Origin of the sequence: Bradyrhizobium vignae (genome assembly GCF_004114425.1) — a bacterium.
GTDB lineage: Bacteria > Pseudomonadota > Alphaproteobacteria > Rhizobiales > Xanthobacteraceae > Bradyrhizobium > Bradyrhizobium vignae.
The window spans coordinates 81,726-94,551 of sequence record NZ_RDQF01000001.1; the positions used below are offsets into that span (position 1 = coordinate 81,726).

General features: G+C 62.8%; 9 protein-coding genes. 2 read left to right on the plus strand and 7 right to left on the minus strand.

Annotated elements, in window-relative coordinates; genetic code table 11:
* Positions 1-96: 96 nt before the first annotated feature.
* From fmdA to urtA, 6 genes are all read right to left on the minus strand, one after another.
* Positions 97-1,326, minus strand: a complete 1,230-nt coding sequence (fmdA, locus tag EAV90_RS00345) for a formamidase (protein ID WP_024336981.1) — start codon at positions 1,324-1,326, stop codon at positions 97-99.
* Positions 1,327-1,355: 29 nt separating this feature from the next.
* The gene (gene urtE / locus EAV90_RS00350) at positions 1,356-2,045 is read right to left on the minus strand and encodes an urea ABC transporter ATP-binding subunit UrtE (protein ID WP_122406189.1); all 690 of its coding nucleotides are present in this window, start codon (positions 2,043-2,045) and stop codon (positions 1,356-1,358) included.
* Positions 2,046-2,278: 233 nt separating this feature from the next.
* Positions 2,279-3,034: an urea ABC transporter ATP-binding protein UrtD gene (gene urtD, locus EAV90_RS00355; protein ID WP_027575221.1), complete on the minus strand. Its 756-nt coding sequence runs from the start codon at positions 3,032-3,034 to the stop codon at positions 2,279-2,281.
* 119 nt (positions 3,035-3,153) lie between these two features.
* Complete coding sequence (gene urtC, locus EAV90_RS00360) at positions 3,154-4,296, minus strand: urea ABC transporter permease subunit UrtC (protein WP_164936714.1); 1,143 nt, start codon at positions 4,294-4,296, stop codon at positions 3,154-3,156.
* Between the two features lie 13 nt (positions 4,297-4,309).
* Entirely contained in the window at positions 4,310-5,236 is a 927-nt protein-coding gene (urtB, locus tag EAV90_RS00365; protein WP_122406190.1) for an urea ABC transporter permease subunit UrtB, read from the minus strand.
* A 131-nt stretch (positions 5,237-5,367) separates the two neighbouring features.
* Positions 5,368-6,627 carry an urea ABC transporter substrate-binding protein gene (gene urtA, locus EAV90_RS00370; protein WP_122406191.1) on the minus strand — a complete coding sequence of 420 codons (1,260 nt, stop codon included), beginning with the start codon at positions 6,625-6,627 and terminating at the stop codon, positions 5,368-5,370.
* A gap of 169 nt (positions 6,628-6,796) precedes the next feature.
* Between urtA and EAV90_RS00375 the strand changes: the two genes are divergently transcribed.
* Entirely contained in the window at positions 6,797-10,168 is a 3,372-nt protein-coding gene (locus tag EAV90_RS00375; protein WP_129142286.1) for a hybrid sensor histidine kinase/response regulator, read from the plus strand.
* On the plus strand, positions 10,152-11,078 hold the full coding sequence (locus EAV90_RS00380) for a response regulator transcription factor (protein ID WP_162500516.1): 927 nt from the start codon (positions 10,152-10,154) through the stop codon (positions 11,076-11,078). Before EAV90_RS00375 ends, EAV90_RS00380 begins: the two co-directional genes overlap by 17 nt.
* A 129-nt stretch (positions 11,079-11,207) precedes the next feature.
* On the opposite strand, the gene EAV90_RS00385 is transcribed toward EAV90_RS00380, so the two are convergent.
* Positions 11,208-12,710: a flavin-containing monooxygenase gene (locus tag EAV90_RS00385; protein WP_162500517.1), complete on the minus strand. Its 1,503-nt coding sequence runs from the start codon at positions 12,708-12,710 to the stop codon at positions 11,208-11,210.
* Positions 12,711-12,826 lie beyond the last annotated feature (116 nt).

Genomic DNA, 12,826 nt, shown 5'->3' on the forward strand with positions numbered 1-12,826 from the left:
CCCTAACGTGTTCAACGGAGCTCGCTGCTGCGCTCATGCGAAGGCAGCCCTCATCCCGACCCTCTCCCCGCAAGAACGGGGAGAGGGAGCGCGGCATCATTTGTCCGGCGAGATCGGCATCTGGATGTCGCCAGTGATGTGCTTGATGGGTCCGGCCGCCGACGGCATCACGTCGAAGTCGAAGATCTCGGTCGGCAGCCATAGCGTGGCGCAGGCGTTGGGCACGTCGACCACGCCGGAGATGTGGCCCTGGCACGGCGCGGTGCCGAGGATCGAATAGGCCTGGGCGCCGGAGTAGCCGAACTTCTTCAGGTATTCGATCGCGTTGAGACAGGCCTGGCGGTAGGCGATGTGGACGTCGAGATAATGCTGCTTGCCGGCTTCATCCACCGAGATGCCTTCGAAGATCAGATAGTCCTTGTAGTTGGGCGTGATCGGCGACGGCTTGAAGATCGGGTTCTTGATGCCGTATTTCGACATGCCGTCCTTGATCACCTCGACCTTCAGGTGCAGCCAGCCGGCCATCTCGATGGCGCCGCAGAAGGTGATCTCGCCGTCGCCCTGGCTGAAGTGCAGGTCGCCCATCGAAAGACCTGCGCCGGGCACGTAGACCGGGAAATAGATCTTCGAACCGCGGGAGAGATCCTTGATGTCGCAATTGCCGCCATGCTCGCGCGGCGGCACAGTGCGCGCACCTTCCGCTCCGATCTTGGCCTTGACGTCACCCTTGGCACGGCCGCCATGGGCGGTCGCCGCGAACGGCGGGTTAGCCAAACCGGGCACGCGGGTCGGATTGGTCGAGATCAGCTCGGCCTCGCGCTTGTTCCAGGTCTCAAGCATCTTCGGATCGGGCAGACAGCCGATCAGGCCGGGATGGATCAGGCCAGCAAAATTCACGCCTGGCACATGGCGCGAGGAGGTGTAGAGGCCCTTGATGTCCCAGATCGACTTCTGCGCCAGCGGGAAGTGGTCGGTGAGGAATCCGCCGCCGTTCTGCTTGGAGAAGAAGCCGTTGAAGCCCCAAAGGCTCTCCTTGAGCGGGCCGACGTCGAGCAGGTCGACGACGAGGAGATCGCCGGGCTCGGCGCCCTTGACGCCGATCGGGCCGGAGAGGAAGTGCACGATCGACAGGTCGATGTCGCGCACGTCGTCGGCGGAATCGTTGTTCTTGATGAAGCCGCCGGTCCAGTCATAGGTCTCGATGATGAAGTCGTCGCCGGGATTGACCCAGGCCACGATCGGAATGTCGGGGTGCCAGCGGTTGTGCACCATGTCGTTTTCATAGGCCGATTTGGTGAGATCGACCTTGATCAGTGTCTCTGGCATCGAGATGCTCCCCTTCTACTTGCGGTTGATTAGACGGACAGATATTTCGAGACCTGCGCGGCATCGACGGCGTCGCACGGATCGTCGCGCACGATCTCGCCGTTCTCGATCACCAGCACGCGGTCGGCGATATCGAGCGCGAAGCTCAGGACCTGCTCGGACACCACGATCGAGAGCCCCTTCTCGTCGCGGATGCGCTTGAGCGTGCGCGCCATCTCCTTGATGATCGACGGCTGGATGCCCTCTGTCGGTTCATCCAGCAGCAGCACCTTCGGCTTGGTCGCAAGCGCGCGCGCGATCGCGAGCTGCTGCTGCTGGCCGCCGGAGAGATTGCCGCCGCGGCGGCCCTTCATCTCCAGCAGCACCGGAAACAATTCGTAGATGTCGCTTGGCACCTCGGAGCCGCCGCAGACGACGAGGCCGGTCTCGATGTTCTCCTTCACCGTCATGGTGGAGAAGATCATGCGACCCTGCGGCACATAGGCGAGGCCCTTGGCGACGCGCTCGTAGCTCTTGAGACCGCCGAGCTCGGCGCCGTCCATGGTCACCGAACCGCTTTTGGCCGGCAGGATGCCCATCAGCGATTTCATCAGCGTGGTCTTGCCCATGCCGTTGCGGCCCATGATCGCGACGATCTCGTTCGGCGCGACCTTGACGTTGAGCCCGTGCAGCACCTCGCTCTGGCCGTAAGCGACGTGAAGATCTGAAATTGCCAGCATCGTTGGCTCCTAGACTCGGTGCTTCTTCACCTCTGCCCGGCGGGGAGAGGCATAGGCCGCTCTTCGCGGCCATGCTTCAAAACGCCGAAGCGAAGCTTCGGCTTTGGCGCAGCGCCGGGTGAGGGGGCCAAGGTCCATCGAGGGAGCGAAGCCCCTCACCCGAATGGCTGCGCCATTCGACCTCTCCCTATGGGAGGGGTGGACCGCGCGTGCTTGCCCCTTACTCGCCATCGTCAGTGTCCCAGATAGACTTCAACGACCTTGGGATCGTTCTTCACCTTCTCCATCGTCCCCTCCGAGAGGATCTGGCCTTGGTGCAGCACGGTGACCTTGTGCGCGATGTCTTCGACGAATTTCATGTCGTGCTCGATCACCAGCACCGAGCGATTCTTGATGATGCGGTTGAGCAGCTCGGCTGTCTTGGCGCGTTCGGACACGCTCATGCCGGCGACGGGCTCGTCGAGCATCAACAGGTCCGGATCCTGGATCAGCAGCATGCCGATCTCGAGCCACTGCTTCTGGCCATGGCTGAGCTCGTCGGCATAGGTATTGAGCTTGTCCTTCAGGAAGATCATCTCCGCGACCTCTTCGACCCGGTCCTTCACCAGCTGATCACGCTGAAAGGTCAGCGAGCCGAACACGGTGCGGCCGCGCGGAAACGAGATCTCGAGATTCTCGAAAACGGTGAGGTCCTCGAACACCGACGGCGTCTGGAACTTGCGCCCGACACCGGTCTGCACGATCTCGTTTTCCCTCATTTTCGTGAGCTCCTTGCCACGAAACTGAATTGAACCCGACGTTGCCTTGGTCTTGCCGCAGATCAGGTCAAGCACAGTGGTCTTGCCCGCGCCGTTGGGACCGATGATGACGCGGATCTCGTTCTCCTCGACGTAGAAGGAGAGATCGTTGACTGCCTTGAAGCCGTCGAACGAGACGGTCAGTCCGGAAACCGCGAGCAGGAATTCCTTGGGCTGATGACCGATGAGCATGATCTACCTCCTCACTGCCAGGGTGGCATCGGCATCGGGATGACCGATGAGCATGATCTATCTCCTCACTGCCAGCGTGGCATCGGCATCGGGATGACCGATGAGCATGATCTACCTCCTCACTCTGCCGGCGCGCCGTCGGCGACGGAGTTGTCGTTCCAGCCCGCCTTCGCCCTGCGCGAGGCGAACAGCTGATCGATGCGCGGCTGCACGTAATCGGCCCAGAGCCCGGACAGACCGTTCGGGAAGGCGAGAACGACGGCGATGAACAGCGCGCCGAGGCCGAACAGCCAGAGTTGCGGAAAAGATTCCGACAGGCTGGTCTTGGCGAAATTCACCAGGATGGCGCCCCAGATCGCGCCGAAGATCGACATCCGCCCGCCGACGGCGGTGTAGATCACCATCTCGATCGATGGCACGATGCCGACGAAGGACGGCGACATGAAGCCGACATTGAGCGCGAACATGGCGCCGCCGATCGCGGCGAAGATCGCAGCCATGCAGAAGGCAAAGATCTTGAAATTGGCGACGCTATAGCCGGAGAAGCGGACGCGGTCCTCCTGTTCGCGCATCGCCACCAGAATGCGGCCGAGCTTGGTCAGGCGGATGAATTGCGCGATGCCGATGCAGGCGAACAGCAGCACCACCTCGACGAAGTACAGGATGATCTTGGCGTGGTCGGGCCGGATGTCCCAGCCCTTGAGCGTGCGCAGATCGGTCATGCCGTTGATGCCGCCGGTATAGCCCTGTTGACCCACGATCAGGATGGTGAGGATGGCGGCGACGGCCTGGGTGATGATCGCGAAATAGGTGCCGCCGACGCGGCGCTTGAACATCGCGGTGCCGATGATCAGGGCGAACAGGCCGGGCACCAGGATGATGGCGAAGATGGTGAAGGTCAGGCTGTGAAACGGCTGCCAGAACAACGGCAGCGCCGTGATCTGATTCCAGTCCATGAAATCGGGAATGCCGGGCGTCGACTGGATCTTGGTGTTCTCGACGCTCGAGGCCTCGAGCTTGAGGAACATCGCCATGCAATAGCCGCCGAGGCCGAAGAACACGCCCTGCCCGAGGCTCAGGATGCCGCCATAACCCCAGCACAGCACGAGGCCGAGCGCGACGAAGGCGTAGGTCAGATATTTCGCGACCAGGTTGAGGCGGAACACGTCCAGCGTCAGCGGCAGGATCACGAACAACACGGCGGCCAAGGCAATGAAGCCCATGAGCTCGGATCGGTTGAAGAAGCGTGAGTTGATGATCATGACTTGCCTCTCGTTATTTCCGGACCTTGAGGGCGAAGAGACCCTGCGGGCGCAGCATCAGGATGCCGACGACCGCGAGCAGCGTCAGCACCTTGGCCATCGAGCCCGACATGAAGAACTCGAGGGTGGATTGCGTCTGCGAGATCGAGAAGGCCGAAGCGATGGTGCCGAGCAGGCTCGCCGCGCCGCCGAACACGACGACCAGGAACGTATCGACGATGTAGAGCTGCCCCGACGTCGGCCCGGTCGAGCCGATCATGGTGAAGGCGCTGCCGGCGACGCCCGCGATGCCGCAGCCGAGGCCGAACGTGAAGCGATCGACCTTCTCGGTGTTGATGCCGACTGCGCCAGCCATGACGCGGTTCTGCACGACCGCGCGCACCTGGCGGCCCCAGCGCGACATGTAGAGAACGTAGGCGACGGAGATGGTGATCAGCACCGTGAGCCCCATCACGAAGACGCCGTTGATCGGCACCTCGATGCTGTCGGTCACGTGCAGCGAGCCGAGCATCCATTGCGGCAGCTCGACACCCACCTCGCGCGCGCCGAAAACGGAGCGATAGGCCTGCTGCAGCATCAGGCTGAGGCCCCAGGTCGCGAGCAGCGTGTCGAGCGGGCGCTTGTAGAGGTGCCGTATCAGCACCCATTCCACCACCATCCCCAACGCACCGGAGGCGAGAAAAGCGAGGATCATGGCGAGGAAGAAGTAACCACTGAACAGACTCGGCAAATAGGTCTGGAAGAGATTTGACGTCATCCAGGTGACGTAGGCCCCGAGGATCATGAACTCGCCGTGGGCCATGTTGATGACGCCCATCTGGCCGAAGATGATCGCGAGCCCGAGCGCCATCAGAACGTAGACGGAGAACAGGATCAGTCCGGCAAACCCCTGCATGACGAAGATCGAGCCGAGGTCGCCAATCGAATAGTCGCCGAACATCTATGTCCTCCGTCGGGAAAGGGTCCCGCGTCGCGGGCAGATTCGCGACGCGGGGGCTTTAGGCATGGACTTGCGGTCCACGCCAGGGAGCGGTTTTGCCTTGGGGGAAAGTGCGGGGAACGCCGCGGCTCTTACTGATAGCCCTTGGGGAACGGATCCGGCTCGACGAGATCGGCGGTCTCGTAGATCAGCTCGAACTGGCCATCGAGCTTGGCGCGTCCCACCCGGGTCTTCGACCAGAGGTGATGATTCTCGTGGACGCGCACGTAGCCTTCCGGAGCTCCCTTGAACTCGACGCCCGGCGAGGCAGCGGCGATCTTGTCGACGTCGAAGGAGCCGGCCTTCTCGACCGTCAGCTTCCACAGCCATGGGCCGAGATAGGCAGCCTGGGTGACGTCTCCGATCACGGTCTTCTCGCCCCACATCTTCTTGAACGCCGACACGAAAGCCTTGTTGTTGGGATTGTCGAGGGACTGGAAGTACTTCATGCAGGCATAGGCGCCCGCGATGTTCTCACCGCCGATGCCGTCGATCTCATCCTCGGTCACCGAGATCGTGAGCAGCGGCTGCTTGGCGAGATCGACGCCGGCCGCCTTGAGCTGCTTGTAGAAGGCGACGTTGGAGCCGCCGACGACGTCGGTGAAGATCACGTCGGGCTTGGTCAGCTTGATCTTGTTGATGACCGAGTTGAACTGGGTCGAGCCGAGCGCATAGTATTCCTCGCCGACGACCTTGCCCTTGAGCACATTCTCGACGTGCTTGCGGGCGATCTTGTTGGAGGTGCGCGGCCAGATGTAGTCCGAGCCGATGAAGAAGAACGACTTGGCACCCTTCTCCTTGGCGATCCAGTTCAGGCCGGCGAGAATCTGCTGGGTCGCTTCCTGGCCGGTGTAGATCACGTTCTTAGATTGCTCGAGGCCTTCGTAGAAGGTCGGGTAGTAGAGCATGCCGTTATACTGCTCGACCACCGGCAGCACCGCCTTGCGGGAGGCCGAGGTCCAGCAGCCCATGATCGCCGCAACCTTGTCGTTCACAAGCAGCTTCTTCGCCTTCTCGGCGAAAGTCGGCCAGTCCGATGCGCCGTCCTCCTGGATGAACTTGATCTTGCGGCCGAGCACGCCGCCCGCCGCGTTGATCTGCTCGATCGCGAGCTTTTCGGCCTGGATCGAGCCGGTCTCGGAGATCGCCATGGTGCCGGTCGCCGAATGCAGGATGCCAACCGTCACTTCGGTGTCGGTAACTGCCAGACCCGTGGTGTTGACCGCCGAGGTCGCCGGCGCCTGCGCAAAGGACGCCCGCGGCAGCATCGTGATGGCCGGCACGGCCGCCATTCCCATCAACAATTTGCGCCGCAGCGGCGACAACAGGCCCTTGTTTGCTTCGTCTGACATGAGCACCCCACTTTTGTTCGAGAACACGCGATTGGTGCCCGTGAGGATGGCTCGAATTTATGCAGCCCAAGCATACGCAAGATCGCGTATACTGCACCGCAAAATGCCGACGTAGGCTTTTGGTACGGAATTTGCGAGGGGTCCGGGTCCGTATCGGGAGTAGGGTTAGGTGGCAGGGCGGCAGCGAATAGACCGCGTCAGGCGCCAGTACAACCAATGGGTCGCCAACCAGACGCTGGAAGACTACGCGCTGCGCTTCACCGCCAAGAGCGCGCGGCGGTGGTCTGCCGCCCGCGTCGCCAACACCGCAATCGGCGCGATCTCCTTCCTGGTGCTGGAGGCGATCGGCGGCACCATTACGCTGAATTACGGCGTCACCAACGCCGCGGCCGCGATCCTCGTCGTCTCCGCCATCATCTTCTGCTGCGGCGTGCCGATTGCCTATCATGCCGCCAAATGCGGCATCGACATCGACCTCCTCACCCGTGGCGCCGGCTTCGGCTATATCGGCTCGACCGTGACGTCGCTGATCTACGCGTCCTTCACCTTCATCTTCTTCGCGGTGGAGGCGGTGATCCTGGCGACCGCACTGGAGATGTGCTTGGGCATTCCGCGCCCGATCGGCTACCTCATCAGCGCGGTGGCGATCATCCCGCTCGTAACCTACGGCATCACACTGATCAGCCGCTTCCAGCTCTGGACGCAGCCGCTCTGGATCATCCTGCACATCCTGCCCTTTGTCGCGATCGCCTGGGCCAATCCCCACTCGTTCACGGAATGGCGCAAGTTTTCCGGTGAACACGGCGACCTCAACGGGCATTTCGACCTGTTGCTGTTCGGCGTGGCATCCTCCGTGGTGTTCTCGCTGGTGGCGCAGATCGGCGAGCAGGTCGATTTCCTCAGGTTTCTGCCGCGCGACCGCCGCGCCTCCAGGGCATCGTGGTGGATCGCGCTGATGAGCGCGGGGCCGGGCTGGATCGTGCTCGGCGCGCTGAAGCTCCTGGCCGGCTCGTTCCTCGCGTTCTTTGCACTGAGCCATGGCGTGCCGGCCGAAGAGGCCGCCGAGCCCGCGCATATGTATCTCGTCGCCTTTCGCTACGTGCTGTCCGAGCCGGACCTCGTACTGGCCCTGACCGGCATCTTCGTGATCCTGTCGCAGATCAAGATCAACGTCACCAACGCCTATGCGGGTTCGATCGCCTGGTCGAATTTTTTCTCGCGCCTGACCCATAGCCATCCCGGCCGCGTGGTCTGGCTGGTGTTCAACGTGATGGTGGCGCTGCTTCTGATGGAGATCGGCGTCTACAAGGCGCTGGAGCAGACGCTGGCGCTCTACTCCAACGTCGCGATCGCCTGGGTTGGCGCGCTGGTGTCGGACCTCGTGGTCAACAAGCCGCTCGGCCTGCGTCCGCCGCAGATGGAATTCAAGCGGGCGCATCTCTACGACATCAATCCGGTCGGTGTCGGCGCGATGACGCTCGCGATCATCGTCTCGATCGCGGCGTTCTACGGCCTGTTCGGCCCGACCATGAAGGCGCTCGCCGCCTTCGTCGCGCTCACGGTCGCCTTCGTCACCGCGCCTGTGATCGCCTGGCTGACGGACGGAAAATTCTATATCGCGCGCAAACCGAAGAGAAGCTGGGCCAATATCGAGGCGATCCAGTGCTGTATCTGCGAGCACAGCTTCGAGCCTGAAGACACCACCTCCTGCCCCGCCTATGCCGGCCCGATCTGCTCGCTGTGCTGCTCGCTCGACGCCCGCTGCCACGATCTCTGCAAGCCACACGGGCGTGCGCAAGTGCAGTTCGCCGACGCACTCGGCAGAATTCTGCCGCAGCCGATCTATGCGCGGATCAACTCGCAGTTCGGCCACTATATCGGCGTCTTCGTGGTCTCCGCCGGCCTCGTCGCGCTGGTGCTCGGACTGATCTATCTCCAGACCTCGGCCAGCGTGCATGGTGAAAACATGCTGGTCTCGAACGTGCTGTGGAAGGTATTCTTCTCGCTCAGCATCATCATCGGCGTGGTGGCCTGGCTGTTCGTGCTGGCGCAGCAGAGCCGCCGCGCCGCCGAGGCCGAGACGCGGCGTCAGACTGCGCTGCTGATCCAGGAGATCGACGCGCACAAGCGCACCGACGCCGAACTGCAGCGTGCCAAGGAGGTCGCCGAATCCGCCAATCTGGCCAAGAGCCGCTACGTGGTGGGTCTGAGCCACGAGCTGCGCTCGCCGCTGAATGCGATCAGCGGCTATGCCCAGCTGCTCGAGCAGGATACGACGCTGGGCCCGAAGCCGCGCGACCAGGTCCGCGTCGTCCGCCGCAGCGCCGATCACCTGTCCGGCCTGATCGACGGTATCCTGGACATCTCCAAGATCGAGGCGGGGCGGCTGTATCTGTCGCGCGACGAGGTGCGCTTGAGCGAATTCCTGGACCAGCTCGTCGGCATGTTCCGCCTCCAGGCTGCCGCCAAAGGCATCGACTTCGTGTTCAGGCGGCCGGCGCATCTGCCGGTCGTCGTCTATGCCGACGAGAAGCGGCTGCGCCAGGTGCTGATCAATTTGCTTTCCAATGCCATAAAATTCACCCAGACCGGCAGCGTGCAGTTCGTCGTGCACTATCGCAGCCCCGTTGCCGAGTTCGAGGTGATCGACACCGGCCCCGGCATCCAAGGCGACGATCTCGAGCGCATCTTCGCGCCGTTCGAACGCGGCGCGCTCGGCGTCGCGCAGCCGCAGACCGGCACCGGCCTCGGCCTGACCATCAGTCGCCTCCTTGCCGGCGTGATGGGCGGCGATATCAAGGTCACGAGCACGGTCGGCACCGGCTCAACGTTCAAGGTCAAGATCCTGCTCTCGGAGGTCGCCAATCCCCAGCGCATCGCGCCGGTGGAGGCGCCGGTCTCCGGCTATCACGGCGCGCGCAAGACCATCCTCGTCACCGACGATGATCCCGTGCATCGCGACCTCCTGCGCGAGGTGCTGACACCGCTCGGCTTCATCCTGCTAAGCGCACCCGACGGCGCGGGCTGCCTGGCGCTGGCACAGCATTGCCGGCCCGATCTATTCCTGCTCGATATCTCGATGCCTGCCATGGACGGCTGGGCTGTCGCCGAGGCCCTGCGCGCGAACGGACATCACCAAGCGCGCATCCTGATGGTCTCGGCAAGCGCGATCGAGGCCCACGGTGCGCCACTTGCACAACCCTTCCATGACGGCTACCTGATGAAGCCGATCGACATCCCGCGGCTGCTGGAGACGATCCGCCAGCTCCTGAAGCTCGAATGGCAATACGATTCGGACGAGGTCGCGGTGCCGTTCTGGCATCCCGAGACCGGATCAAAGCCGCCGCTGCGGCACATCGAGGCGCTGATCGGGCTAGGCCAGATCGGCTACGTCAAGGGCATCCAGTTGAAGCTGGACGAGATCGGCAGCGAGCATCCTGAACATGCCGACTTCGTCGCGCAGATGCGGTCGCTGGTCGATCGCTTCGATCTCGACCAGTACATGGCTACATTGAAGACGTTGCATGCTTATGAGCATTGAACCAAAGAAGCGCGACGTCGCGCTCGTTGTCGATGATTCCCCGGAGACGCTGCGGCTGCTCACCGACGCGCTCGACGGCGCCGGCATGACGGTGATGGTGGCGCTCGACGGCGCCGCGGCGATGCGCATCATCGATCAGATCACGCCCGACATCGTGCTGCTCGATGCCGTGATGCCGGGCATCGACGGCTTCGAGACCTGCCGCCGGCTCAAGCGCGATGCGGGTCTCGCCAACGTCCCCGTGATCTTCATGACAGGTCTTGCGGAGACCGAGCACATCGTTCGTGGACTGGAAGCCGGCGGCGTCGACTACGTGACCAAGCCGATCGTGATCGAGGAGATGCTGGCGCGCATCCGCGTCCATCTCGGCAATGCCCGGCTGACCCAGAGCGCGCGCGCCGCACTCGACGTCTCCGGCCGCTTCCTGTTCGCCGTCAATCGCCAGGGCACCGTGCTCTGGGCGACGCCGCAGGCGCAGAAGCTGCTGTCGGATCATCAGGGCGCACAGGCCGAGGACTTCATCCTGCCGCCATCGCTGCTGCAATGGCTGGAGCAGGCCAAAGCCAAGGGCAGCTCGAAGTCTCAAGGAGCTTCCTTGCCCGACAATCCGCAACTTCGGCTCTTCTACATGGGCGAGACCGCGCCGAACGAGTTCCTGCTGCGGCTCTCCAGGGAGTCCGGCACCGCGCTGCCACCCGAATTCACCAGCGAGCTCGGCCTCACCACGCGGGAGGGAGAGGTGCTGGCCTGGCTCAGCAAGGGCAAGACCAACCGCGACATCGCGCAAATCTTGGGCCTCAGCCCGCGCACGGTCGACAAGCATCTGGAGCAGATCTACTCCAAGCTCGGCGTGGAGAACCGGACCGCGGCTGCGGCGATTGCCGCGAATGCGACGCGACGGAATTCGTGAGTGTGCTGCGACTGAGTTGGAACGCCGCTACCCCAGTAAACGGTGTCGCCCGGGCTCGCTTCGCGCCCCGGGACGACAGTTGGGTGTGGGGTTAGCGTCGCCGCCCTCACCCCACGCCTACGAACGACCTCACCCGTAAACAAACGCCTTATCATCCAGGTCCGTCTTCGGGATCTCGTCCTTCTCGGTCCAGTAATCCTGGCTGTGCTGCCATTCCGGCTTGTCGCCGCGCTTGGGCAGCAGGTTCATGTTGCGCATCATGTAGCCGGGGTTGAAGTTTTCCGGATCGATCCAGGGCAGGATCGGCATGTTGTGGTCTTCGGGACGCAGCCTCACCTCGACCTTCTTCTTGCCCTTGGCCTTCATGTGTCCGAGCAGCCGACAGACGAAATCGGCGACGAGGTCGACGCGCAGCGTCCAGCTGGCGCGGAAGTAGCCGAACACCCAGACCATGTTCGGCACGCCCGTGAACATCATGCCGCGATAGGTGACGGTGTCGCCGAAGGCAAGCGGCTTGCCGTCGATCTCGAAGGCGATGTCGCCGAGCGCGGCAAGATTGAAGCCGGTCGCGGTGATGATGATATCGGCCTCCAGCAGCTTGCCCGATTTGAGCTGGACGCCGTTCTCGACGAAGCATTCGATCTCGTCGGTCACGACCGAAGCCTTGCCGCTGGCGATGCCCTTGAACAGATCGGCATCCGGCACGAAGGCGATGCGCTGCCGCCACGGCCGGTATCTTGGCGTGAAGTGGGTCTCGACGTCGTAGTCGGGACCGAGGACTGCGCTGATCTGGCCGATCAGCTCCTTCTTGACCTGCTCAGGCTTGGACACGCAGAGCTTCGTGAACGCATCCTGCTCGAACAAGATCTTCCGCCGCACGATCTCATGGATCCAGGTTTCGTCAACCTGAAGCCGGCGCAGCTCTTCCGCGATCTCGATGGCGTTGCGGCCAAGGCGGAAATAGGTCGGCGAGCGCTGCAGCATGGTGACGTGCGCGCAACTGTCCGCGATGTTCGGCACCAGCGTCGCCGCGGTCGCGCCCGAGCCGATCACAACCACGTTCTTGCCCGCGAGATCGATATCATCCGGCCAGGTCTGGGGATGGACGATGCGACCCTTGAAGCGGTCCATTCCCTTCCATTCCGGCGTATAGCCCTCCGAATGGCGGTAATAGCCCTGGCACATCCAGAGGAAGTTTGCGGTAAAGGTCTTTGCCTCGCCCGTATCGGTGGTCGTCGCCTCGATGGTCCAGAGATTCTGCTCGCTCGACCAGCTCGCGGAATTGATCTTGTGCTTGTAGCGGATGTGACGGGCGATATCGTTGTCGTCGATCACCTCTTTCATGTAGGAGAGAATCTCCTCGGCGGTCGCGATGGGCGGGCCGACCCAGGGCTTGAAGCTGTAGCCGAAGGTGTGGAGGTCGCTGTCCGAGCGGATGCCGGGATAGCGATGCGTGCTCCAGGTGCCGCCGAACGTCGCCTGCGTTTCGAGAATGACGTAGCTCGTACCCGGCAGCTGCTTTTCGATATGATAGGCGCTGCCGATGCCGGAGATGCCGGCGCCGACGATCAGCACGTCGAAATGTTCCGAGGCCTGCTTGGTGGTGGCGTGACTGCGAACAGCGACATTCATTGTTGCTTCTAAGCCTTGCTTGTTTTTGTGGCCGCCCTTGATCGGGCGACGCGTTTCCTCCGCGACGGGCATGGTCGCCCATCGCGCTTCCGCTTCAAAATGACATAGATCAAGTC